Source organism: Bordetella genomosp. 4, assembly GCF_002261185.1.
Lineage (GTDB): Bacteria > Pseudomonadota > Gammaproteobacteria > Burkholderiales > Burkholderiaceae_B > Bordetella_A.
Map to the genome: position 1 here is coordinate 1 of NZ_NEVQ01000017.1, position 24,242 is coordinate 24,242.

The 24,242-nt window shown below is 59.2% G+C and carries 18 protein-coding genes; 7 read left to right on the forward strand and 11 right to left on the reverse strand.

Annotated elements, in window-relative coordinates:
* The first annotated feature begins 713 nt into the window (after positions 1–713).
* Positions 714–2,177, forward strand: coding sequence for a ribonuclease G (gene rng, locus CAL20_RS17295; RefSeq protein WP_094822147.1), 1,464 nt, complete (start codon positions 714–716; stop codon positions 2,175–2,177).
* Positions 2,178–2,360: 183 nt separating this feature from the next.
* On the opposite strand, the gene CAL20_RS17300 is transcribed toward rng, so the two are convergent.
* The 3 genes from CAL20_RS17300 to msbA all read right to left on the reverse strand — a co-directional run bounded on the left by CAL20_RS17300 (position 2,361) and on the right by msbA (position 6,666).
* Positions 2,361–3,599: a Hint domain-containing protein gene (locus CAL20_RS17300; protein WP_094838492.1), complete on the reverse strand. Its 1,239-nt coding sequence runs from the start codon at positions 3,597–3,599 to the stop codon at positions 2,361–2,363.
* A 268-nt stretch (positions 3,600–3,867) separates the two neighbouring features.
* Positions 3,868–4,593 carry a TerC family protein gene (locus CAL20_RS17305; protein ID WP_094838603.1) on the reverse strand — a complete coding sequence of 242 codons (726 nt, stop codon included), beginning with the start codon at positions 4,591–4,593 and terminating at the stop codon, positions 3,868–3,870.
* Positions 4,594–4,890: 297 nt separating this feature from the next.
* Positions 4,891–6,666 (reverse strand): lipid A export permease/ATP-binding protein MsbA, encoded by a 1,776-nt coding sequence (gene msbA, locus CAL20_RS17315; RefSeq protein WP_094822149.1) that lies wholly within the window; start codon positions 6,664–6,666, stop codon positions 4,891–4,893.
* Between the two features lie 129 nt (positions 6,667–6,795).
* On the opposite strand from msbA, the gene CAL20_RS17320 reads away from it, so the two are divergent.
* Genes CAL20_RS17320 through CAL20_RS17330 form a run of 3 tightly spaced genes read left to right on the forward strand, consistent with a single transcriptional unit; the run spans position 6,796 to position 8,769 of the window.
* Positions 6,796–7,707 (forward strand): glycosyltransferase family 9 protein, encoded by a 912-nt coding sequence (locus tag CAL20_RS17320; protein WP_094822150.1) that lies wholly within the window; start codon positions 6,796–6,798, stop codon positions 7,705–7,707.
* 13 nt (positions 7,708–7,720) lie between these two features.
* Positions 7,721–8,485: a YdcF family protein gene (locus tag CAL20_RS17325; protein WP_094822151.1), complete on the forward strand. Its 765-nt coding sequence runs from the start codon at positions 7,721–7,723 to the stop codon at positions 8,483–8,485.
* Between the two features lie 14 nt (positions 8,486–8,499).
* Positions 8,500–8,769 carry a YkgJ family cysteine cluster protein gene (locus CAL20_RS17330; protein ID WP_094822254.1) on the forward strand — a complete coding sequence of 90 codons (270 nt, stop codon included), beginning with the start codon at positions 8,500–8,502 and terminating at the stop codon, positions 8,767–8,769.
* A 103-nt stretch (positions 8,770–8,872) separates the two neighbouring features.
* Here the strand turns inward: CAL20_RS17330 and CAL20_RS17335 are convergent, their stop codons facing one another.
* The 5 genes from CAL20_RS17335 to dnaE form a co-directional block, all read right to left on the reverse strand.
* Positions 8,873–10,009: a glycosyltransferase gene (locus tag CAL20_RS17335; protein ID WP_094838494.1), complete on the reverse strand. Its 1,137-nt coding sequence runs from the start codon at positions 10,007–10,009 to the stop codon at positions 8,873–8,875.
* Positions 10,010–10,018: 9 nt separating this feature from the next.
* Positions 10,019–10,768, reverse strand: coding sequence for a glycosyltransferase family 2 protein (locus CAL20_RS17340; RefSeq protein ID WP_094822153.1), 750 nt, complete (start codon positions 10,766–10,768; stop codon positions 10,019–10,021).
* Positions 10,765–11,616, reverse strand: coding sequence for a polysaccharide deacetylase family protein (locus tag CAL20_RS17345; RefSeq protein ID WP_094822154.1), 852 nt, complete (start codon positions 11,614–11,616; stop codon positions 10,765–10,767). The genes CAL20_RS17340 and CAL20_RS17345 overlap by 4 nt, the downstream gene beginning before the upstream one ends.
* 104 nt (positions 11,617–11,720) lie before the next feature.
* Positions 11,721–12,821 carry a glycosyltransferase family 4 protein gene (locus CAL20_RS17350; RefSeq protein ID WP_094822155.1) on the reverse strand — a complete coding sequence of 367 codons (1,101 nt, stop codon included), beginning with the start codon at positions 12,819–12,821 and terminating at the stop codon, positions 11,721–11,723.
* Complete coding sequence (gene dnaE, locus CAL20_RS17355) at positions 12,821–16,312, reverse strand: DNA polymerase III subunit alpha (RefSeq protein ID WP_094838495.1); 3,492 nt, start codon at positions 16,310–16,312, stop codon at positions 12,821–12,823. Before dnaE ends, CAL20_RS17350 begins: the two co-directional genes overlap by 1 nt.
* A gap of 123 nt (positions 16,313–16,435) precedes the next feature.
* Between dnaE and lpxO the strand changes: the two genes are divergently transcribed.
* Positions 16,436–17,335, forward strand: a complete 900-nt coding sequence (lpxO, locus tag CAL20_RS17360) for a lipid A hydroxylase LpxO (RefSeq protein WP_094822157.1) — start codon at positions 16,436–16,438, stop codon at positions 17,333–17,335.
* Positions 17,336–17,450: 115 nt separating this feature from the next.
* Here the strand turns inward: lpxO and CAL20_RS17365 are convergent, their stop codons facing one another.
* The gene (locus CAL20_RS17365) at positions 17,451–18,842 is read right to left on the reverse strand and encodes an L-serine ammonia-lyase (protein ID WP_094822158.1); all 1,392 of its coding nucleotides are present in this window, start codon (positions 18,840–18,842) and stop codon (positions 17,451–17,453) included.
* Between the two features lie 238 nt (positions 18,843–19,080).
* Between CAL20_RS17365 and CAL20_RS17370 the strand changes: the two genes are divergently transcribed.
* The gene (locus CAL20_RS17370) at positions 19,081–20,742 is read left to right on the forward strand and encodes a Na/Pi cotransporter family protein (protein WP_094838496.1); all 1,662 of its coding nucleotides are present in this window, start codon (positions 19,081–19,083) and stop codon (positions 20,740–20,742) included.
* 72 nt (positions 20,743–20,814) lie between these two features.
* On the opposite strand, the gene CAL20_RS17375 is transcribed toward CAL20_RS17370, so the two are convergent.
* On the reverse strand, positions 20,815–21,345 hold the full coding sequence (locus tag CAL20_RS17375; RefSeq protein ID WP_094822160.1) for a TetR/AcrR family transcriptional regulator: 531 nt from the start codon (positions 21,343–21,345) through the stop codon (positions 20,815–20,817).
* A 186-nt stretch (positions 21,346–21,531) separates the two neighbouring features.
* On the opposite strand from CAL20_RS17375, the gene CAL20_RS17380 reads away from it, so the two are divergent.
* A complete protein-coding gene (locus CAL20_RS17380) occupies positions 21,532–23,070 on the forward strand; it encodes an MFS transporter (RefSeq protein WP_094822161.1) in 1,539 nt (512 codons plus the stop codon).
* Between the two features lie 55 nt (positions 23,071–23,125).
* Here CAL20_RS17380 and CAL20_RS17385 read toward each other — a convergent pair whose 3' ends face one another.
* Positions 23,126–23,914, reverse strand: coding sequence for a dienelactone hydrolase family protein (locus CAL20_RS17385; RefSeq protein ID WP_094838497.1), 789 nt, complete (start codon positions 23,912–23,914; stop codon positions 23,126–23,128).
* Between the last annotated feature and the right edge of the window lie 328 nt (positions 23,915–24,242).

Here is a 24,242-nt window from a genome sequence, read left to right on the forward strand (position 1 = left end):
AGGTACTTCACTTCAAATGTGTGCGCTTGATTTTGTTTAGCTTCCGAGCACCCCGACGAATCGGAGCCACTCGTGCTGCGCTACCAAGCGCCCACACTTATCGGTTGTTTCGTTGTTAAAGAGCAGGTCCTGCATCGCGTCGCTTTCGCTTCGCGTCTGCCACTGTGTCAGCAGCAGAGAAACGAGATTATGAAGGCTTTTTTTCACGCTGTCAAATCGATTTATTCGCCGATCTGAACTCTTCATCACCTCACAGCTGCCAGGTCGCCCCGGCTGCTGCCTCGGTCACTCGGGATATCAGGGTTTACCCTAACCTCACCAACTGCCGAGCCCGAAATATTAACACACTTTTTAAATTCGGTGCAACTAGATCACAAATAATCATCGTCGCGGGAATTTACTGCGTTACCACTTCGGCCCCACCGCCTGAATCCGTCTCGTCTGAAACTGCGTTTCGTCTGAATTCGTGTTCAAGCAGCGAAGGAGCGAGACTATACACGAATTTTTGAGGCGTTGGCAAATCAGCCGATAAATCTCAGAATAATTTGGGGACACGGCTGATGCAGACAGATTTCGACGCCGTTTGTCCCTGTACAGCCTCGAGCACATTGCCATATCAGCCCATCTATTCACTATGGAGCGATATAAAGATCGGCTGCCCTCTGTCACCGTTTACTATTCAAGTTAAATCCACGATAACGCAACCTGAGCTTATGAGCGAAGACATCCTGATCAATATCACCCCCTTTGAAACACGGGTTGCCCTGGTGGAACAGGGCGCAGTACAGGAATTGCACGTAGAACGCAGTATTCAGCGCGGACAGGTGGGAAATATTTATCTGGGCCGCGTGGTGCGGGTCCTGCCCGGGATGCAGAGCGCTTTTATAGAGATCGGCCTGGAGCGCGCCGCTTTTATTCATATTGCGGATCTGCGGGAAAACCGCAGCGAACGCAGCCAAGGCCTGACTCCGACACCCATCGAAAAGCTGTTATTCGAGGGTCAGACCCTAATGGTGCAGGTGATCAAAGACCCGCTGGGCACCAAAGGCGCTCGCCTTTCGACACAAATCAGTATCGCCGGTCGTATGCTGGTGTACTTGCCGCATGACCCGCATATTGGCATCTCGCAAAAGATTGACTCGGAGGCGGAGCGGATTCAACTGCGCGAACGCCTGCAGGCGCTCATTCCCGCAGACGAAAAAGGCGGTTTTATCGTGCGTACGCAAGCCGAAGGCGCCACGGACGACGAACTGAGTGCGGATCTGGAGTACCTGCGCAAGCTCTGGGCGAGCGTACAGGCCGCGGCTCGCAGCAACCCCGCCCCCGCCCTGCTGCATCATGATCTGACGCTCGAGCAACGAGTGCTGCGCGACATGGTTGGTGTCAATACCGGAGTCATCCAGGTGGATTCGCGCACGACGACCACCGCGCTGATCGAATGGGCGCGTCTCTATACGCCATCGGTGGCAGACCGTATTCAGCATTACAGCGGCGAGCGGCCGCTATTTGATACGGCCAATGTCGATGCGGAGATCGCACGGGCGCTATCTCGCCGGGTGGACCTGAAATCGGGCGGCTACCTGATCATTGACCAGACCGAGGCGCTGACCACCGTAGACGTCAATACAGGTGGTTTTGTCGGCGGCCGCAATTTCGATGACACGATTTTCAAGACCAATCTGGAGGCTGCCCAGGCTATTGCCCGCCAATTGCGGCTGCGTAATCTGGGGGGCATTGTCATCCTCGATTTCATCGATATGGAGGATCTGGAGCACCGGGAAACCGTGTTGGCCGAACTGAAAAAAGCGCTGGCGCGTGATCGCACCCGGATGACGGTCAACGGATTTACCCAATTGGGGCTGGTGGAGATGACGCGCAAACGCACGCGAGACTCGTTGGCGCATCAGTTGTGCGAGCCCTGCCCCATGTGCGAATCGCGGGGGAATGTGCGCACGGCCCGCACGGTCTGCTATGAAATCCTGCGTGAGATCTTGCGGGAAGCGCGTCAGTTCAACCCGCGCGAGTTCCGTATTCTGGCCTCGCAGAATGTCGTGGATCTGTTCCTGGAAGAAGAAAGCCAACATCTGGCGATGCTGGGAGATTTCGTCGGCAAGCCGGTCTCGCTGGAAGTCGAGACCGCTTATTCTCAAGAGCAATACGACATCATCCTGGTATGAGGCGCATCGGTTTTCAGAGAAGCAGGCCCAAGCAATCTCGCAACATCGGGCAAAAATAATATCCGCAAAGGTCAGGTAGCGCGAAGCAATCCCCAAACATGGCTGAGCCCCCAGTCCTTCGGCGCCCCTTTATCCAATATGTATTTGGCGCAAAGGGGCGCGGAACCTGTGACAAAGCGATGGCTATGCCTGGCGTCGGATCTCTTCTGGCGCCGGGGAGATTTCTTCCAACCAGTTTGCCCGATCCAGCAGGGCCTGCTGCAGCGCTTGGACTGGCGCTCCCTGACGCACGATGCGGATACCGGGGATTTTTTGACGCCCGACTGGCGGCTCGAAATTTGCGCGCAGCGATACCGTGGCCGCATTCTGGAACATGGACCGGTTGCCCGTATCCACGTAGGATTCGGCGGGTACGCCTTCTGCCAGAAGGATGTCGAAAGACTCCAGTTCGAGGTGGAAGTACTGGAATTTGGCCATATCGAGCTGCTGAACGATCGTCTTGCCGTTTACCAGGGCAAATGCCGGTACAAGCATGCCGTCGAAGAACAGATGATGCCAAGGCGATACCATTAAATCCCGATGCGGCACGTTGTCGGCCAGTGAGTCCCGCTTGAACAGAATCGGGAACGCTTTGGCAGCGTGCGATGCAGGAATGGACCTGCGATACAACGTGCGATACCCGACCCACTTCACCGTCGCCACGCCTCCGCTGGCGGTCGTGACTTTGTCGCCAGCGCGCAGGGTCTCGATTTTGACCTCGCCGCCCGGGGTGGCAATATGGGTGCCTTTCAGATAGCAGGCGTAGCTGACTGTGCCGCCATCGAAACGCAGCATGGAGGGATCCGAGATGCCTTCCATGTCAAAGTTGGCGATCACATTGCCCTCGGCATCGCGAAACACCAATTGGCTGCCATCCAGGACCGATGACGCCGCGCCTACGACTTGAATAATGTCCTGGGAACCGAAGTTGGTGATTAGCAGGTTGTTATTGAGGACGTCGCTCGGGGTGTAGATGAAACTGGTGCCCGGTGCGGTCATGTCCACGTTCACACTGCCGATCGAGGTACTGTCGCCCGAACTCGGCTCGACGTACTCCAGCGTTGTGTCCGTGCCCATCGTGAAGTCTAGCGATTCAACAATGGGGTAGAACACCACCTCCCCGGTCGACAACAACGTGGAGTCCAGTGCTGTAAACCGGGCATGCGTACCCTCACCTAATGTGAAATCAGGGCTGATCACCAGATTAGCCTGGTTTGCCGCCACGGTGAAATCCATGACGTCAGTAGAGCCCGCTTGGTTTGAAAAGAACACATAGCTGGCTTTTTCATAACTGCCGACGACCAGTCTATCGGAACCCGTGACCGCACCTTGGTCAACGTCTAACAAACGGATGTCATTGGGAAAACGCAAGATATCGGCCATCGAATAGGCTCCTGGATAAGCTGAGACCGGTTTATGGTTTTCTCAGAGCGCACCTGCTTTTCTAGGGAATTGTTATCGCTGTGAATTGGATCGCTTTCCCACCCCGCCCTGGGAGCGCAAAGCATATCGGCAAAATTAAAATTTTGTAATGTTAATTGTTGACTTTGTGTATCACAGAGACACAAATACAGATATAAAACGACTTGCCTCCCCATGAGCGCAAGAGATTTCGAGGCTCACGTTGGCCTCGAACCAGCGTATATCCCAGTTACGTTTCGAGCGAATCGCGCGATTTACGCTCTCGCCGGCGTTGATGAGCGGCCAAGCGCCTGCCCACGGCGACGACGACAAATGCGCCCGCCACCTCTGCGGCAAGCTTGGCAGCGGTGGTGGGCTGCCCCAGACGCTGCACAAAGTAGCTGTCTGTGATCAACATGCCGCCTGCAATCCAGCCTAGCAACCCCGCCCCGAACGCGACCAGCAAGGGGAAACGGTCTATCAGCTTGAGCAACAGGGTGCTGCCCCAGATGATGATGGGCACGCTGACAAGCAGGCCGAAAATCACATAAAAGATCTGATGGTCGGCATGGGTGTTTTCGGCCGCGCCCGCGATGGCGATGACATTGTCCAGGCTCATCGCGAAATCCGCGACGATGATGGTTTTGACCGCCGTGAGCACAGACGCCGTGCTTTGGATGTTGTCGTGGCCGCCGGATTGAGGAACCATCAATTTGATACCGATCCAGAGTAGCAACAGAGCGCCGAAGACTTTCAGAAACGGAACGCTCAGTAGCGCCAAGGCAAAAGTGATCAGGACCACACGCAGCATCACAGCGCCGGCGCTGCCCCAGAGGACACCCTGCATACGCTTGCCCGGCGGCAAGCCGCGGCATGCCAAGGCAATCACGACCGCGTTATCTCCCCCCAACAGGAGGTCGATCAGGATGATTTGAAATACCGCCCCCCAATGAAGGGTCTGCAAAAACTCTAGCATCGGCGTACCCGGATCTATATGAGATGCCAGACGCATCGACGAGCCAGGAGCCCGTCTGCGCTGAAGGCAAAACAAATGGCGCTGTCATGGCAGATTCCCACCGTTACAGCGGAATCAGATCAGTTTACCTTCAGCCAATTGTCAGCACACTTTAAGTTTGTTGTCATGCGTGCGCAGACAGCGGCTGCGGGAGGTGCCCGCAATTCACGCGATATAAAAGTTGAAGTCTTAAGCGGCCTGAGCCAAGACGGCGCGCGGTGAGCCGGAGATTGAGGGCTCACCGCACTAAGACACTAGTCAGTCTTCGCGGAATTGCATGTTGTAGAGCGAGGCATAGAGGCCCTGGGCGGCCAATAGCTCGGCATGCGCGCCCTGCTCGACGATTTTGCCGCTATCCAGAACGATGATGCGGTCGGCGTTTTGCACCGTAGACAGACGGTGTGCAATCACCAGCGTGCTGCGGCCGCGCATGAGGCGCTCGAGCGACGCCTGAACTTGACGCTCGGACTCGTTGTCCAGGGCAGAAGTCGCCTCGTCCAGAATCAGGATAGGGGCATTTTTAATCAGCGCACGGGCAATCGCCAGGCGTTGGCGTTGTCCACCCGACAGGCGCGCGGCGTTTTCGCCCACGGGGCTATGCATGCCCTGCGGCAGGCTGTCGACAAATTCGAGCAGGTTGGCGGCGGCCAAGGCATCGCGTATCTGTTCGTCGCTCGCCTGTCCTAATGCACCATAGCCCACGTTGGCCGCGATGGTGTCGTCAAACAGCACGACGTCCTGGCTGACCAAGGACAAATGGGAACGCAGACTGCGCAAGGTGAGTTCGTTGATCGGGACATCGTCGATCAGGATGTCGCCCGACCCTGGCAGGACGAAGCGCGGCAGCATATTGGCCAATGTGGTCTTGCCGCTACCTGAACGTCCGACCAGGGCTACGGTCTGCCCGGGTTCGATTTGAAAGGAAACGTTGTGCAAGGTGTCGCGCTCGGCATCCGGAAAGCGATGCGTGACCTGACGGAACTCGATACGCCCGCGCACCGGCTCGGGCAAGGTGCGTTTGCCGGTATCGACTTCGGGCTCCTGATCGATCAGGGTAAAGACGCTTTCTGCGGCCACCAGCATTTTCTGCATTTTGCCCGCGAGGTTGGTCAGGCGTTTAATGGGGTCGAAAATCTGGGCCAGCGCAGCCATAAAAGAAGCAAAGCTACCGACGGTCAGATTGCCATGATTGGCCTGGCTGAGCGCTACGGCAATGATGGCAGCGACAGAGATCGAAATGCAGACCTGGGTCAGCGGCGTCATGGCAGCATCGGCTGTGGCAGTCCGCATGGCGAAACGGCGCAGGCGCGCATTCACGAAAGCAAAACGGCCACGCTCGGCCTCATAGCCGTCGAACAGCTTGATGACGCGCTGGCCGTTGATGCCCTCGCTGGCGACGCGGGTCAACTCGGCATTCATATTGACCGTTTCGCGATTGATGCGACGCAGGCGCCGGATGAAGGCGCGCGCAATCAGTACAGACACGGGCAACATGACCAGAATGATCAGCGTCAGCATCCAGGACATGTAGAGCAGCACGCAGATCAGCGCAATCACGACGAGCGTTTCGCGCACCAGGACGGTGATCACATCGGTGGCGTAGCCAGTGACATTGCCGGCATCGATGGTAAAGCGGTTCAGCAACCGGCCGGTATCGCCCCGCTTGAAGTCCGCGTCGGGCAAGCCGAGCAGGCGCTCGAACATGTCGCGGCGCATGCCGAGCAGGACATTATTAGCCACCCAGGCCAATAAATAATCGCTGAAAAAGTTACATACTCCTCGCAAGAAGATCAGACCCACCACGGCGAGGGGAATCGCCCACACGTAATACGGCTTGGTGCCGGCGAAGCCTTCATCGAGCAAGGGCTTCATGATGATGGCCAGCGTTGGCTGTGTAGCGGCGGCTCCAGCCATGAGCAGGATGGCCAGCAGCAGGCCCTTCCAGTAGGAGCCGACGCGGCTATAGACACGTTTCCAGAGTTCAGCCTTGACCGGATGAGATCCGGCGGGTGCGTGACGTGAGTCAGAATTCAAGAGGTGGCTCGCTTTAATACAATTGTGCTCGGGATTGTACCGTTCGACCGCTCCAAGGAACCGAAGTTGCCCACACCAGAGATTTCTTGCCTGTATGTCCGTCTGCCCAACTGGGTTGGCGATGTTTGTATGAGCCTGCCTAGCCTGGCGCTGCTGAGCGCAACGGGCTTGCCGGTTGTCGTCTGCGCACGCCCCTGGGCGCGCGATTTGTTGGACGGCGTGGCCAAACATGATTTCATCCCGATGAAGGGCCGCCTGAAGGAGGACTATCGGGCCGTGCGCGAACATCGGCGTAGTTGCGGCGCAGCGGCGAAGCGAGTGCGGGGCGTCACCTTGCCCGACTCTCTCTCGAGTGCCGCGACGTTTCGGCTGGCCGGAATCCCCAGTGCCGGCTATCGGGACGATGGCCGCAGCCTGCTGTTGCGCTGGCCGATTGCCAAGCCGGACCCGAACCTGCATGCCGTGCAATCCTGGTATTACCTGACACGCAGCGCATTGACGCGTTGGGGACTGCCGGCAGGTACGGAACAGCCCGGCCCGACATTGAATCTACCCATCACCGCGGCACAGCAAGAGGCGGCAGATGCGCTGTTGCGTGAAGCCGGTCTGACGGCACAGCGTTTTGTGTTGATCGCCCCCACGGCCACGGGCCTGCACAAAGGCAAAGTCAAAGTCTGGCCACATTTTGATACGTTAACGCGTGCGTTACAGGCACATGGCCATACCGTGGTAATGTGCCCTCCTCCTGCCGAGGTTGAGCAAGCGCAGCGCAATGCACCGACGGCGCGTCTGCTGCCTGCCACTCCCCTGGGAGCGTTTGCCGCGCTGACGACGCGCGCTTCATTGGTGATATGCAATGATTCCGGGGTGTCGCACATCGCCGCGGCGGCTGACGCATCGCAACTGACGCTATTTGGCGTCACTAGTCCAGGACGTACGGGCCCCTGGTCGCCTCGTGCGGTCTGTCTTGGATCGGACGGGAACTGGCCTGCTGCCGACGACGTCGAACGAGCAGTCGGCGACCTGCTGCAACCTGCTTGACCGGATTTTTTACATGACTTTTACGAATTACCTGGCCAACCTCATCATTCCGCAAAACCTCTGCGTGACTTTTGTCGTTCTGGGTTTGGTATTGGGCCTGTTTCGCTTGCGCAAGACGGGCGCTGCCCTCGCTGCTGCAGGGATCATCTGGCTGACCGCCTGGTCGCTGCCTGCGACGTCGATATGGCTGGGCGGCTCGCTTGAGGCACGTTACCCGCACCTGCCCGCAGCGGAGTTGCCCGTCGCCGACGCCATTGTGGTGTTGGGCGGCAACACGGCGAATGGGCGGGCCAACTGGTTTTTACCCTACGATAAGGACACCGCGATCGTGCGGGTGGATACCGCTACCAATCTGTACAAGGCCGGGCGCGCGCCCAAGGTGGTCTTGTCAGGCGGGGCGCTGGAAGGCGATGTCAGCGAAGCTCGCGGCATGGCCTATACGATGAAGCAACAAGGCGTCCCAGAAAGCGCGCTGGTGCTGGAGAACGCCAGCCGCACGACCTATGAAAATGCCACGCAGACCGAGGAAGAGCTGAAAGAGCATGGATTCAAGCGCATCCTGCTGGTGACTTCCGCGCTGCATATGCCGCGCGCGATGGCCGCCTTTTCCAAGCAAGGCGTATCTGCCATCCCGGCCTCGACGCCGCCACAGATTTTCTTGCCTCCCGATGGGTCGGTGACGCCTTGGTTACCGCATATGCGAACGCTGGATGCCAGCCGCAGCATTATCAAGGAGTATGCCGGCCTGCTCGTGTATTGGTTGCGGGGATGGGTGTAAACGTGGGAGCCTCCATGGAATGCCGTGCTGGATGCGGCGCATGCTGCACGGCGCCGTCGATTTCCAGCCCAATTCCTGGCATGCCGCACGGCAAGCCGGCGGGTGTGCCCTGTATCCAACTGGATGACATGATGCGTTGCCGGATTTTTGGTCAGCCTGAGCGGCCAGCCTGCTGCTCGGGTCTGCAGCCCTCATTGGAAATGTGCGGCCGCGATCGCGATGAGGCGCTTCAATGGTTGGCGCGCCTCGAGCTCGAAACCTCGCCACTGAAGCATCCCTTGTAATGGCTCTCTGATCGGTCGATGACCGGCATGCCGAGCGGGTGGAAACCTGCCACGATGAGGCCCTCTGAGGGATAGATACCATCAACAGGTTTCTGGCGTCAGCTCAAGCCGACACAGTATTTCGATAAACGTCCAAGGTCGCTCGAGCAAAATCGTCGAGACCGAAAAAGTCGACGGCACTACGCCGCGCTGCGGCGCCCATGATGGATACCCGGCTGGGGTCTTGCAACATCGAGGTCAAAGTCCTAGCAATGGCGGGAACATCGCGCACGGGCACGATCCAGCCATCTTCGCCGTCTCGCACATTTTCCGGCAGGCCGCCCGCATTGCTCACCAATGCAGGCAAGCCCAGCGACATCACTTCTCGACAGGCATACGACAAGGCTTCGCGATAGGAAAGCACGAAGCCGACATGGCAACAGGCCAGCGCGTCGCGGACGTCGTCCAGCAAGCCGGGAAAAAAGACCTGGTCCTGCATGCCTGCCGCGCGCACGCGCGCACGCTTGTCGTCATTGGGCAGATCGCCTGCCACGAGAATGAAAATGCGTTCGCGCAGATCCGTGGGCAGGCTGCCTGCGGCGTCGACCAGATCGAGCCAACCCTTTGCATAATCGGTACCGCCGGCGCTGCCAAGCAGCAAACGGCCACGCCAGGAAGGACCGAAATAGTGATCGCGCAGCGCTTCTACCGAAGAAGATTCGGTCTCTGGAGACTGCGTGACATCAATAGGCGCAAAATAATCGGTATCGATGCCATGCCGGATCGTAGTGATCGGCACACGCCGGTATGGCGAGGCCATCACCATGTTTCGCACAAAGTCGCTGACGGCAATGACATGATCGGTCGCCATGGCGGCCCGCATGCGATGCCCCAAGGAATCCAGCGGATGATCGTTATGCTTGGTGAACACAACGCGCGGACGATGGCGCATCCCGATCAATGCGAGCATGACCTGCTTATGGTCTGCCGAACCGTTGACATGGACGATGTCGTAGCGCTCCTGCGCAATCAGACGCCTCAATGCTGCGCGCTCGCCAAACCAGGATGACAGCCGCGTCGTGAAACGCATGCCAACGGTGCGAACACCGGGAATGGCGCCCGCATAGCGAAACAGCCGGCTCGTCTCCGGCGCAGCAACGGTGATCTGATGATCACCCGCCAGCGCCTTTGCCAGACTGGTGATGTAGGTCGTATGGCCGCCCCCGTTACGCGGGTGGAAATTGGTGTAAAGGATCTTCACTTCAGAGGATTATTTACGCTGATCAGACAGAAAGCTGAGCTTGGCGTAGCGAAAAAAACTGCCTGCCGCTGCCGTCACGGCCAGCACCAAGCCGTGGCGTCCGTCCAGAAACCCCCGACGAATCAAATAAATACGCACAAAAGTCCAAAAACCATGCCCCATTGCGCTGAACACCGTCGCCCGTTTGCCACGGGCGTACATCATTGCGGCGGCATCTGAAGAATAGCGGTTGATCTTGTTGATCAGCGCATCGAGATTGGGATAGGGATAATGCTCGAAATGCCCCTTCAGTTGCAACACGGGGCCTTGCGGCACGACACGCTCGTGTACGGCAGCGTCGGTAAAGCGCCCAGTGCCGCGCTTGAATAAGCGCAGCACATAGTCGGGCCACCAGCCGCTGTGGCGAATGAAACGGCCGCAGAATTCCGACAATCGGGGGATCTCATAGGCGTCGGCCTTCGGCACCGCGAGTACCGCCTGGATCTCGCGGGCCAATTCCGGTGTGACACGCTCGTCGGCATCAATGGATAGGACCCAATCACCGGTGGCCAGATCGAGCGCACGGTTTTTCTGTGGCCCGAATCCTGGCCAATCGGACGTGACTTCGACATGTGCGCCAAAATCGCGCGCGAGCTCGACGGTATTGTCCGTGCTGCCGGAATCCACCACGATGAACTCGTCGGCAAAGGCAACCGACTCCAGGCAGCCCACGATGTGCTTGGCCTCGTTTTTGGTGATGATGATGACCGAGAGCTTCATTTGCGATTCCTCAGCCGTCTTTTCCACGCTTTCCATGCATGATAACGAGGCCCGATGATGGGATGACGGGACATCCAGATGCGGCGGTTCAGCCAGGATCCGCCGAGGTTGCGGACCGCAAACCGATAGATGTGTTCGGGATTGGCGCCTGGCAAGTTCTGGCCTAAGGCGTCTGTGGTGTACAGATGTTTGAAGCCTGCCTCGCGGGCCATCTGTACGTAATCGTCGTCAAAGTAGCCCTGCGGCCAGCACAGGTGATCGCTGACGCCGCCCAGCTCGTGAATCAAGGCGGAACGGGAATCCTTTAACTCTTGGGCAACGTGTTTGCGTTTGGCATCAACATCGGGGCCGCATTCTTTGTCCCAACGCGTATGGGTATGCGTATGGGAATGCACCTCGAAGGTCCCTGCCGCCAACATCGCGCGCACCTCGCTCCAGCGCAGCATCACCTCGTCGGTGCGGCCCTCGGCGACCAGGCGCTTGCTTTCATGATGATCGGGCGAATGGGGCACGGGCAGGCCCTGCCCCGCGTATGGCCGCACGTCTCCCTGGCCGAGCCAGCCTGTGATCAGAAACAGGATGGCCTTCATGCTATAGCGTTGCAGAACCGGATGCGCGTATGTCCAGTTGTTCAGATAACCGTCGTCAAAGGTGATGAGAACGGATTTTTCCGGAACGGTACCGCCAGCCAGATAATCGGCGAACTGTTGGGCGCTCAGCGAGGTATAGCCTGCGCGGGCCAAGCCTGCGATCTGCTGTTCGAACACCTCGGGCGTCACGGCAATCATGCCGCCTGCCGGGTGAACGTGGTGATACATCAGGACGGGAATATTGGGCGCGTTAGACATGCGGAGTCACTCTCGAGCACATTACGCCAGAGCGGCGCGACGGTGGGCCTGGGCCGCACGACCGTTGGCGCGGTTCGCGGCCGCGAGATCATTGGCGGCAGAGTTCACGATCGGCGCTCCGCCAACCATTTACGATAGATCGCCTCGGTGTTCTCCGCCAAACGCGCGGGGGAGAATACGCCCTCTTCCCACACCATGCGACGGCCAGCCTCGCCCATCTGGCGGCGCAGTTCGGGGTTGTCGATCAAACGCTCCAACGCGCTTTGCAACGCGGCGTGATCATGCACGGGGACCAAGATGCCTGTCACGCCGTCGCGCATCATTTCGGACACGCCGCCGACGTCCGTGCCGATGACCGGCAGACCGGCGGCTTCGGCCTCGACGTATACCGTGCCGGACGCCTCTTGTTCGGTGGCCAGCGCAAACAAATCAAAGCCCGCCAGCAGGTTGGGCACATCGCGCCGCGTCCCCATCAGGTGGATGCGGTCCTGCAGGCCCAGTTCCTGAATGTAGCGCTGCGTGTTTTCGAACGTCGGCGAACCGGAGCCCACAAATACCATGTGCAGCTTAGGCCGCGTCGCCATCAAGGGGCGCATGGCATCGATCAGGCTTTTATGGCCTTTGGCCGCGCGCATCACGGCGACACAACCCACCACGATATCGTCCTCGGCCAGACCCAACTCGCCACGCAACGTCGAGTGTTCGACAGGCGGCGGCAGAACCACGGGGGAGTACAGCGTAGCGGTATGTTCGGCGGGCACACCCCGGCTGATCAAATAGCGGCGCACATACTCGCTGACCGTGGTGACGCGATGCGGCAGCCACGTGTAGGACAGCATGGATCCGACTTTGCTGGCCAAATGGCGCGTGCGCACGATCAGCGGCGTACCGGCCAGACGCCCCGCCGTGCCGGCGATCAGGGTATCAATACGGCTGTGCGTATTGACCACATCGTAATTTCCCTCCAGGAGAATGCGCCGCACGGCGACTACGCCCTTGAGGTATTTGACCAGGCCGCCCATGGGAACGGTATGCACGGTAAACCCCGCGTCGCGCAGACGCGGCACTAACTGGGCTTGCGGCTGGCAGACGGCCTCGATGTGATGGCCGCGCGCGCGCATGGCATGCATTTCCTTGAAAATGCGATGTTCCTGCCCGCCGAATGCGACGGCCGCCTCGGAGTGGAGTATGCGTAGCGGTTGCATCAGTAGGTCACCTCTACCCCGTCAGGATTCGCCCAGGCAGTCAGGTTGTCAAGCAAGGTATCGGCCATGCGCACACGCCATTCCTCGCCCAGCCGTACCGTGCACAAGAAGTTGTCACGCTCGTAAATAATATCAACGGGCACGCCAGGAACTCCATTCTCGGGCTCGGCCCGGAATGGATTGAGCATCTGGTAGAGGCGTTTGGCATCGGCCTGGCCGTTGAGCTTGACGCGCAGCGATTTCGCGCGCGCCTCGCGGGCCAGCTGCAAATCGTAAAGCTGCTCCGCCACGATGCGCATACCGCCGGAATAGTCGTCATTGCTGACTTTGCCCTGGACGATGATCAACTGGTCTTCGCGCAAGCGGGAACGGTGTTTTTCGTACAGCTCGTTGAAGACTGAAATTTCCAATTGGGCGGTGCCGTCATCCAGAACCGCAAATACCATTTTGCCGCGTCGGGTCATCATCGTGCGCACGCCCGCCAGCACGCCGCACATCCACTGCAAATCTCGCTGTGGTTCGATACGTGCCAGTTGCGTGGGCACGATGCGGCGGACCTCGTCGCGCCAATGATCGAACAAATGGCCGCTGAAGTAATAACCCAGCGCCGATTTTTCCTCGGTCAGCTTGGTGTGCAGGTTCCACGGGGCGACCTTGCTGAGCTCGCCGGCAACCACGTCGCCGCTGTCGTCTCCAAACAAGGAGGCTTGATTCGCGCTGCGAGCGGCCTGTTCGGCGGCTTCCATCGCGGTGCCAACCGAGGCCAGCATCGCCGCCCGGTTAGGCTCGATGGTGTCAAACGCACCGGCACGAATCAGCGCCTCGATCGTACGCCGATTGACGGCATGCTTGTTGACGCGCCGGCAGAAGTCGAACAGATTTGCAAAGGGGCCATCTGCCTCGCGTGCACGCAGGATTTCCTCGACAGCGCCCTGCCCCGTTCCTTTGACTGCTCCCAGGCCATAGCGCATGGTGCGCGGCGGTTTACCCTGTTTGGTGTGCTCGTCTTGTACAGGCTCGAACCGGTATCCCGACGCGTTGACGTCGGGCGGCAGCACCAACACGCCGTTTTCCTGAGCATCGCGGCAGAAGATCTGCACTTTGTCCGTGTCGTCCATATCCGACGACATCGTGGCGGCCAGAAACTCGGTCGGGTGATAGGCCTTGAGCCAGGCGGTCTGATAGGAGATCAGCGCATAGGCCGCCGAGTGCGATTTGTTGAAACCGTAGCCGGCGAATTTTTCCATCAAGTCGAACAGCTTGACGGCCAGATCCGGATCGTGGCCCTTTTCCTTGGCGCCTTTTTCGAACAACTCGCGGTGCTTGGCCATTTCCTCGGGCTTTTTCTTGCCCATGGCGCGGCGCAGCAAATCAGCGCCGCCCAGCGAATAGCCGCCGATGATCTGCGAGATCAGCATCACCTGCTCTTGGTAGACGATGACCCCGTAGGTGCTTTTCAGCGTGTTTTCCAGATCGGGATGGAAATAATCGACTGCCGCACGGCCGTGTTTACGGTTGACGAAGTCATCCACCATGCCGGATTCCAGCGGACCCGGACGGTAGAGCGCCAACATAGCGATGATGTCTTCGAAGTTGCTGGGCCGGAGCTTTTTCAGCAGTTCTTTCATCCCGCGCGATTCCAGCTGGAACACAGCCGTGGTATTGGCATCGCAGAGGATTTTGTAGGCAGCCGGGTCATCGAGCTCGAGCGACATGATGTCGAAGTCGCGCTTGGATTCATTGAACTGGCGCACATAGCGCACGGCCCAGTCCAGAATCGTCAAGTTTCGCAGCCCCAGAAAGTCGAACTTCACCAGGCCCGCAGCCTCGACGTCGTCTTTATCGAACTGCGACACCGCGCTGTTTTCCTGACCCGGCTGGCAATACAGGGGGCAGAAATCGGTAAGTTTGCCCGGCGCGATCAGCACCCCGCCCGCGTGCATGCCGATGTTGCGGGTCAAGCCCTCCAGGGGCTGGGCCAGGTCGACCAGCGCGCGGACTTCTTCTTCTTGTTCGTAGCGTTCCTTGAATGCCGGCTCCTCTTTCAAGGTCCGGTCGAGCGACCATGGATCGGCCGGATTGAACGGAATCAGCTTGGACAGGCCATCGCAGAAGAGATAAGGCATGTCCAGCACCCGCCCCGCATCGCGGACCACGGCTTTTGCGCCCAGCGTACCGAACGTCGCAATCTGGCTCACGGCCTCGCGGCCGTATTTCATCTTGACGTAGTCGATGACGCGTTCGCGATTGTCCTGGCAAAAGTCGATATCGAAGTCGGGCATGGACACCCGCTCGGGATTCAGGAACCGCTCGAACAGCAAGTCGTAGCGGATCGGATCCAGATCGGTAATGCCCAGCGCGTACGCCACCAGTGAACCCGCCCCCGAACCCCGGCCCGGGCCGACCGGCACGCCGTTGTTTTTACCCCAGTTGATAAAGTCCTGAACGATCAGGAAGTAACCTGGAAAGCCCATCTGAATGATGGTTTTGCATTCCCAGCGCAGGCGCTCGTAGTACTGCTCGCGCTTGGCGTCGCGAACAGCCTGGTCGGGGAACAGGAATTCCAGGCGCTTTTCCAAGCCAGCCTCGGAGAGCTGTACCAGATAGTCATCCAGAGACACGCCCTCTGGCGTGGGAAAAATAGGTAGCCGCGGCTTGCCCAGTACCAGCGTCAGATTGCATCGCTTGGCGATTTCGACGGTGTTGGCCAGCGCCGAAGGCACATCGGCAAAGCGCCGCGCCATTTCTTCGGAGCTGAGCAGGTACTGCTCTTTTGTAAAACGGCGCACGCGGCGCGGATCGGCCAGGATCTCGCCCTGAGAGATACATACACGGGCCTCGTGAGCCTGAAATTCGCTTTCGTGCAGAAACTGCACGGGATGCGTGGCCACGACCGGCAGTCCGGCCTCGGCGGCCAGGCGCATGGCAGCCTGGGTATAGGCTTCGTCGCCATCGGCACCGCTGCGCTGCAGCTCGATGTAAAAAGCCCCGGGGAATAATTGCCCCCATTGCCTCGCCAGCGACAGCGCCGTGACGGCATTGCCCGCATCCAAGGCATGCCCGATATCGCCGCCCCGCCCCCCAGAGAGCACGATCAGCCCCTCTCGGCCCGCCAACCATTCACGGCGGATTTCGGCACGGCCTCTACCCTGGTTAGTCAAAAAAGACTGCGTCAGTAGCTCGCACAGGTTCAGATAGCCTTTGTGGTTGCGTACGAGCAACAGCAAGCGGAAAGGCTTGTCGGGATCATCGTCGTTGGTCAGCCAGACATCGCAGCCCGCAATGGGTTTCACGCCCTTTCCACGCGCGCCTTTATAAAATTTGATCAGCCCGAAAATATTCGACAGATCCGTGAGGGCCACTGCGGGCTGGCCCAGTTGAGCGACCCGTTTGATCAGGTCAGGCACGCGCACAATACCATCCACCACCGAGAACTCGGAATGGACGCGCAAATGGACAAAGGCAGGCTTGGAGATAACGGCTTCAGACATGGTCGGAATTGTACCTAGTCGGCCGTCTGGGCGGGCACGCCAGCCCCCACTCCGTCATATTTTGCCAAGCTATGAGAAAATAGGTCGTCTTTTTATCAAATGGCTCTCGACGAGCTATGCGTTATGAAGTGGCTGATTCCTGTTATCTGGCTGGCCGCCATCCTCTTTGCACATTTTCGAGGCCGTGTGCGTCTGCGCCTTTCTCGCCAGCTGTTGGACCAATCCGCGCTGCTGGCGCCAGTCAATGCGTTCATGGTGCTGTGCTCCCGTGTGCCGACCACACCCTATTTGCCGTCGCGCGAGATCCCCGAGTTGCAAGTCCTGGACGACAACTGGGAAGTCATCCGTGACGAAGCGCTGAAAATGGCCGAGCTGCGCCGCATCAAAGCGGCGGAGAAGCACGACGACATCGGCTTTAATTCATTTTTCAAATATGGCTGGAAGCGCTTTTATCTGAAATGGTATGACGCCCGTCATCCGTCAGCCGAGGAACTGTGCCCGCGCACCGTCGCCATTCTGAAAAGCCTGCCCAAGGTCAAGGCAGCCATGTTTGCCGAACTGCCTCCTGGAGGCAAGCTCAACAAGCACCGGGATCCCTTTGCGGGCTCGCTGCGCTATCACCTGGGCCTGGCTACCCCTAATGATGACCGATGCCACATCATCGTCGACGGCGAGCCGTATAGCTGGCGTGATGGTGAGAGCGTGGTGTTTGACGAAACCTACGTCCACGAAGCCCACAACCAGTCTGAGGCCAATCGCATTATTTTGTTTTGCGACATCGAGCGTCCGCTGAAATGGCGATGGGCCGAGGCATTTAACCGGTGGTTCGGGCGCGTCGTGATGTCGGCGGCCAGCTCGCCGAACGATAGCGGCGATCAGACCGGCGCCATCAACAAGCTGACGCACGCGCACTGGGTCATCGATCAAAAGCGCAAGCAGTTCAAGGCGTGGAATCGTACGGTGTACAAGATCACCAAGGTGGTATTGATTGCGCTGGTGATTGTCGGGTTCTTGGCGCTGTAATTGTCATTGCCACTACTCAGCCGATCGAGTTTTATCATCGCGGTGCAATGGTCGATTGTCGTGGCCGACGGGTCAGGGATGCCGCACGCGTACGAAAAAAAGAGTGTTTGATTGTCTAGCACTCGACGATATTCACCGCTAACCCCCCGCGGGCTGTTTCTTTGTATTTTGTTTTCATGTCTGCGCCGGTTTCGCGCATGGTCTTGATAACCGAGTCGAGTGACACGTAATGTTGACCGTTTCCGCGCAAAGCCATACGCGCGGCGTTGACGGCTTTGACAGAGGCCATCGCGTTACGCTCGATACAAGGGATCTGGACGAGACCGCCCACCGGATCACAGGTCAGACCCAGGTTGTGTTCCATGCCGATTTCGGCTGCGTTTTCGACCTGGTTCACGGAACCGCCCAGCACAGCCGCTAGCGCCCCTGCCGCCATGGAACAGGCGACGCCGACCTCGCCCTGGCAACCGACTTCGGCGCCAGAGATCGAGGCGTTATATTTGTATAACAAGCCTATCGCTGCGGCCGTCAACAGAAAATCGCGTGCGCCCTGGGCGTTGGCGCCCGGGACAAAGCGGTCGTAATAGTGCAATACAGCTGGAATAATGCCCGCCGCCCCGTTTGTGGGCGCTGTCACCACGCGCCCGCCCGCGGCGTTCTCCTCGTTGACGGCCATGGCGTACAGATTGACCCAGTCCATGACGGACAAAGGATCGGACAATGTGCGCTCGGCCCGCTGTGTCAGGCTGCGATATAGCTCGGGCGCACGGCGGCGAACCTTCAGCGGACCGGGCAAGTCGCCATCTGCTTCGGGGTAATTGATGCCGCATCCGCGGCTGACACAATCCTGCATGACTTGCCAGATGCGATCCAGCGCGGCATCAACCTCGGCCTGCGTACGCCACACGAGTTCGTTGCGCATCATCAATTGCGCCACCGTACAGGACTCGGCGTGGCACATCTCCATCAACTCGCGACTGGTGCGAAAGGGAAACGGCAACTGATCGTGCGCCGCGATGATCTGGCTGTTCGATGCGCCTGCGGTCACCACAAAACCGCCGCCCACCGAAAGATAACGGGCTTCGCGCAGGGAATTGCCCGCCGCATCGAAGGCATGGAATTTCATACCGTTAGGGTGCTCGGCCATGGCCTCGCGGCGATAAAACAGGATGTGCTCTTTCTCGATGAAGGGCACTGGGAAATGGCCCAGCAATGCGAGGGACTTGCCCGTACGTACCGACTGCAGCAAGCCCGCGATCGCCGACGGGTCAACGGTATCAGGCGCCTGCCCCATCAGCCCCAGGATGACGCCTTTGTCGGTACCATGCCCCTTGCCAGTCGCCCCCAGGGATCCATATAGCTCTACCCGCACCGAGGCAACCTGAGACAGCAGTCGATCCCGCTCCAAGCCCTGGGCAAATAACAGCGCGGCTCGCATTGGTCCCACCGTATGAGAGCTGGACGGCCCGATGCCGATTTTAAAAAGATCAAAAGCGGAGACTGCCACGGTTAACCTCTGTAAAAGGGAGGATGAGGATCATATAGACATGATACGCGGAGCACAGCGACGTAATCGACAATGCTGGTCAAACTGGGGACAGAGAGATAAGGTATGAATACAAGAGCTTGGAATTCCCTGCTTGACGACGATTTCCCTTCGCCCCCGGGCGTGCGATCATTGGATATGACAGGTTTGTTTCAATCCGGATCCAACGGCCCGTGGCGTTGATTTTTGCAGGCTGACTATGTCGGGACTCATACCCCTCCTCGATTTTGCGGGATACGTGGCGCTGCTGTTATGGGGCGTGCACATGGTACAGACGGGCGTGCAGCGTGCGTTCGGCGCCGCCTTGGGAGCAGCGTTAGGGCGCGCCCTGGGAACGCGATTACGGGCGTTTTCGACGGGGTTGGGAATCACTGCGGCGTTGCAGAGCAGCACGGCGACGGGGCTGATGATCACGGGTTTTGCGGCCGGCGGCCTCGTAGGCCTCGCGCCCGCGCTGGCCGCCATGCTGGGCGCCAACGTAGGCACGACCCTGATCGTTCAGTTGCTGTCATTCGACCTGACCGCGTTGGCCCCTATCCTGATTTTGGCCGGGGTATGGATGTTTCGCCGTTACCCGCCGGGGCGTACCCGTGACCTGGGCCGGGTATTCATAGGCCTGGGATTGCTATTGCTGTCGCTGCATCAACTGGTAGAGCTATTCGCTCCGCTGCAAGATGCACCTTTGCTGGAGCAGATACTGGATGCATTGGGCACGCAACCCGTCGCCGCGGTACTGCTGTCCGCGGCATTGACCTGGGCTGCACACTCGAGTGTGGCCATCGTCGTGCTGATCATGTCGTTATCGGAGCATCATCTGGTCTCGCCCGCGCTGGCGTTGGCACTGGTGCTGGGCGCCAATCTGGGCACGGCCGTCAATCCGATGATCGAAGGCGTCACCGGCGACGACCCTGCCGCTCGCCGTCTGCCCCTGGGCAATCTCCTGACGCGTGTCATCGGCGTGGTGCTGGGGTTGTTGCTGCTGCCATGGCTGCCGGGCTGGATGGGCTGGCTCGAGAGCGACAATGCGCGCCTGGTAGCCAACTTTCACACCGTGTTCAACGCCATGATCGCCTTGATTTTCCTGCCGCTGCTGACACCGTATGCGGCGCTGCTGACACGCTGGCTGCCCAAAAAAACGGATCCCAATGACCCGGCCAGGCCCCAGTACCTGGACGAATCAGCGCACGATGTGCCGGCGGTCGCCTTGGGGAACGCTGCGCGCGAGGCGCTGCGTATGGCCGATATGCTGCAGACGCTCTTGCTCTATGCGCGTGCGGGCTTTAAACGCGATAACCGCCACCGTCTCGTGCAGGCACGCCAATTGGATAATGCCGTGGACAAGATCGAGACGGCTATTACCACCTATCTGGCCTTGCTGGACCGCGAGGACATGACCCGCGCCGATACCCAGCGGCTGGACGATATTCTGGCCTTTGCCAGCAATATCGGACACGCCGCGGACATCACACATCACGGCCTGCTCAATCACATTGCCCGTTTGCGCAAACAAGGCTGGGTGTTGCCGCCTGAACAACGTCAGCAATTGGACGAAACGCTGGCTCGCCTGATCGCCAATCAGCGCGAGGCGGCCGCCCTGTTCATTAATGATGATGTGCGCCAGGCACGCGAACTAGCAGGCGAAAAATCGCGTTTCCGGGAACTGGAAATGCAGGAATCGGAAGCGCACCTGCAGAAAATCAAATCCGGGCAAATCGATGCGGCAGAAATCGGGGCGTTGTACTTGGATATTCTGCGGGACATGAAAAGCATCAATTCGCACTTGGTGGGTGCGGCCGCCTATCCATTGCTGGCGCGGCATGGCGAATTGCTGCCGAGCCGGCTGCGCGAAACAGGGAATTGACGAGGCCAGAGCCAAGGTGCCCGTGCGTACTGGGGTGCAGGCCGGCTCGATGCCGGCGTCGCCCCGTCAGCCTCACAGCAATTGCTGCAGATCGTCGAACATGGATTCCCACTCGGCCTCGTCGACATCCATAAAGCCGAAGAATCGCAGCATGAACGCGCCCTCTGTGGCCAGAAATGCCAATCGGGCGCGCTTGCCCTCTGGCGTCGTCGTATCCAGTTTGGCAATACGCTCTCGATACCATTTGCGCGTGCTGACCAGGTGCTCGGGCGTTTGTGCCAGGGCCGCCAGCAAGCTGGCTGATTTGGCGCTGGCCTCATCAGTGCGCCGGGTTGCCGCGACGTGGGCGCGCACGGCGTCCACGGGATCGGTGCTGCCCGCCATGGTCTGAGCAAACAGTCTGTCGTAGGACGCGCCCCAGCGCGTAAACAGCGCATCCACGAGGGCGTCTTTGTTCCCAAAGCAGTATTGGACACCGCCTTTGCTGATGCCGACGGCCTTGGCCACGGCGTCGATGGTCAGGCCTGCCGCGCCCGAGGTTTCGATAATGGCCTCGGCGGCGTCGAGCAGCTGCTCACGATCTACGGTACGGGTTCGACCCATTGTTACTCTTTTTCAATACATACGTATGGAATTAAATTATAATCCCGTTCATCATCCGGTACCAGGCTGGATGCCGTTCAGGGCCACATTCTGGCGCATGTCCTGTCACAGGACGCTATTGCCCCAGTCTGCCATGGGAAGGCCTGCTATTTCAACGGCATCGCCTTAGTCCCGGCGGGGCAACCCATGTCGTCTTTGCATACTTCATCATCACACGCGTTACGCTGGCTCATCCTGGCCATTGTGTCGGTCGATCTGTTCTTGATTGTCATCGACATGACCGTGCTCTATACGGCATTGCCGCATCTCACCCTGGCCCTGCAGGCGACGGCGTCTGAAAAACTGTGGATCGTCAATGCTTATCCGCTGGCCGTCGCCGGGTTGCTGCCGGGGATGGGCACCTTGTCCGACCGCTATGGGCCGAAAAGGCTCTTTGTAGGCGGCATGGCGATATTTGGTATCGCTTCGTTGCTCGCGGCCTATGCGGCCAATCCGGAATGGCTGATGGGCGCCCGCGTTCTGCTGGCGGTAGGCGCGGCCATGATGATGCCCGCCACGCTCGCGATTATTCGCCATACGTTCCAGGATGCGCGTGAACGTGCTATCGCTATCGGCATCTGGGCGGCTGTGGCGTCGGGCGGCGCGGCATTCGGACCGGTCGTGGGTGGCGCACTGCTGGAGCATTACTGGTGGGGATCGGTATTCCTGATCAACGTGCCGACGGTGTTGATCGTGTTGCCGTTGGCAATGTGGTTTATCGACGATCACCGCAGTGGCTCCACCCGCGCCTTTGATCTGATAGGTTCAGGGCAAATCCTGGTCGGCCTGGTCGGCTCGGTGTACGCCGTCAAAGAGCTCAGCCAGCGCGCGCCGTCTTATACCCTGGCGTTGCTGGCCGGACTCACCGGCGCCGTCTTTTTGCTGTTCTTTGTCAAACGGCAATTACGCACGGCTGATCCGCTGATTGATCTGCGGTTATTCCGCAATCGCAAATTCAGCACGGCTGTGATCGTAGCGCTCGCTGCGGCGATCGCCTTTGCGGGCATTGAATTGATCTATAGCCAATGGCTGCAGTTGGTCCGTCAAATGTCGCCGTTGCAGGCAGGGCTATTCATCCTGCCTGCGCCGCTGGCTTCGTTTGTCGCGGGGCCGATCGCGGGCTTGCTGATACCGAGGCTGGGCGAAAACCGCGGCATGTGGCTGTCGATGCTCATTGGCGGGTTCGGTGCATTTGCGTTGGTCGGCACGCATCAGATGGCGCCGGTCTGGCAACTGGTCAGCCTGACGATCATGGGGTTTGGCCTCGGTATGGCGCTGACAGCAGCATCGAGCTCGATCCTGAGCAACGCGCCCGCCGATCAGGTCGGGATGGCGGCCTCGGTCGAAGAAATGTCCTTCGAATTGGGCGCTGTGCTCGGTGTCGCGATCATGGGCAGCCTGGCTACGGCGGTGTATGGCGCTACCTTGATATTGCCGGACAACAGCGCGCTGCCTGCGGTGGTGTATGACAGCCTGGACGAGGCGCTGGCTGTCGCCGCTACGTCGGCACCAGTGGTCGCAGCCATGCTTGCTGAGCGTGCGCGCGCTTCGTTTGACTATGCGCTGCTCGCTGTCATGGCGGCGACGGGAGGCCTGTTGTTGCTCACCGCCTGGCATACATGGCGCAAGAGGAGTGACCACTCCGCGCCACACATAACCCTCGCGGCAGATGGTACGGGCAGGTAAAGCGATAAGAGGCTTTAACATCCGACGAGCGCCGGCCACCCGCACTATGCGGTCATCACAGATACCGTTCGAACCACGTCAGCATGCGTTGCCAGCCGTCACGAGCATCGGCTTCGCGATACATGGGTCGATAGTCTGCGAGAAAACCGTGGTTGGCTTCCGGATAGATCACGATTTCCGAGGCCCTTGCGGCTTCGTTGCCGTTGGCCAATACGGACCGTAGCGCTTGGACCGTATCGAGGGGAATGCTGGCATCCTGGCCGGCATAGAGGCCGAGCACGGGCGCGTGCGTGTTCGCAGCCACATCCACCACCATTTGTTTGATCAGGGGACCATGGCCGGCAGCGACTTTGCCATACCAGGCGACGCCGGCTTTGACAGTGGGATTATGCGCGGCATACATCCAGGTCAGGCGGCCGCCCCAGCAAAATCCTGTGACGCCAACGCGCGAAGTATCGCCGCCATGTTGGCCGGCCCACTCGATGCAGGCATTGAGGTCGGCGTAGACCTGTTCGTCTGGGACTTTGGCAACGATGTCGGAGATCAGTTTAGGAATGTCAGTGTATTGCGATGCGTCGCCCTGGCGTTGGTACAGGTCAGCGGCAATGGCCAGATAGCCGGCTTTAGCCAGGCGGCGGCAGATGTCTTTGATGTGCTCGTGCACACCGAAGATTTCTTGTATGACCAGCACGACGGGTAGGTCCTTTTTCCCTAACGGTGCGGCGTAATAAGCAAAGATGGTGCCGTCGTGCACGGGTAGATCAATACCGCCCTGCTCCAGGCCTTCGCTATCGGTGTGAATAGTGGTGGGCGTGGGCTGGCCGGCTGCGGGGGCAAAACTCATGACGGGACTCCTATGCCAATGACCGGGCCGATTTGGCTGGTCTCAAGAGTGAATGTACTTGGCGGTGGGAGTGGGTGCAAATGTTGGGGCGGTGGGGAGTGCTTTCGTATCGGGGTGGAATGGTTTTGATCAGGGACGGTTTATTTGTCGGTAGATGGCGGTTTTTTTGAGGGAGATTAATTAGATAGTTTGCTGGCGGCGGATTGCGTTCTTGAGGCGTTCCGCAGGCGGGGCAAAGCGCGATGCCGGCCTAATCGCAACGGCTCGGCCCATGAGCAGGGGCCTCGGTCCCCTTCGGGGACTTCCCGTCGCTCAAAAGGCCGGCATC

Bases quoted from the DNA above. Each gene is read 5' to 3' on its own strand.
- rng (WP_094822147.1), top strand. From the start codon at position 714: ATGAGCGAAGACATCCTGATCAATATCACCCCCTTTGAAACACGGGTT.
- CAL20_RS17300 (WP_094838492.1), bottom strand. From the start codon at position 3,599: ATGGCCGATATCTTGCGTTTTCCCAATGACATCCGTTTGTTAGACGTT.
- CAL20_RS17305 (WP_094838603.1), bottom strand. From the start codon at position 4,593: ATGCTAGAGTTTTTGCAGACCCTTCATTGGGGGGCGGTATTTCAAATC.
- CAL20_RS17320 (WP_094822150.1), top strand. From the start codon at position 6,796: ATGAGCCTGCCTAGCCTGGCGCTGCTGAGCGCAACGGGCTTGCCGGTT.
- CAL20_RS17325 (WP_094822151.1), top strand. From the start codon at position 7,721: ATGACTTTTACGAATTACCTGGCCAACCTCATCATTCCGCAAAACCTC.
- CAL20_RS17330 (WP_094822254.1), top strand. From the start codon at position 8,500: ATGGAATGCCGTGCTGGATGCGGCGCATGCTGCACGGCGCCGTCGATT.
- CAL20_RS17340 (WP_094822153.1), bottom strand. From the start codon at position 10,768: ATGAAGCTCTCGGTCATCATCATCACCAAAAACGAGGCCAAGCACATC.
- CAL20_RS17345 (WP_094822154.1), bottom strand. From the start codon at position 11,616: ATGTCTAACGCGCCCAATATTCCCGTCCTGATGTATCACCACGTTCAC.
- CAL20_RS17350 (WP_094822155.1), bottom strand. From the start codon at position 12,821: ATGCAACCGCTACGCATACTCCACTCCGAGGCGGCCGTCGCATTCGGC.
- dnaE (WP_094838495.1), bottom strand. From the start codon at position 16,312: ATGTCTGAAGCCGTTATCTCCAAGCCTGCCTTTGTCCATTTGCGCGTC.
- lpxO (WP_094822157.1), top strand. From the start codon at position 16,436: ATGAAGTGGCTGATTCCTGTTATCTGGCTGGCCGCCATCCTCTTTGCA.
- CAL20_RS17370 (WP_094838496.1), top strand. From the start codon at position 19,081: ATGTCGGGACTCATACCCCTCCTCGATTTTGCGGGATACGTGGCGCTG.
- CAL20_RS17375 (WP_094822160.1), bottom strand. From the start codon at position 21,345: ATGGGTCGAACCCGTACCGTAGATCGTGAGCAGCTGCTCGACGCCGCC.
- CAL20_RS17380 (WP_094822161.1), top strand. From the start codon at position 21,532: ATGTCGTCTTTGCATACTTCATCATCACACGCGTTACGCTGGCTCATC.
- CAL20_RS17385 (WP_094838497.1), bottom strand. From the start codon at position 23,914: ATGAGTTTTGCCCCCGCAGCCGGCCAGCCCACGCCCACCACTATTCAC.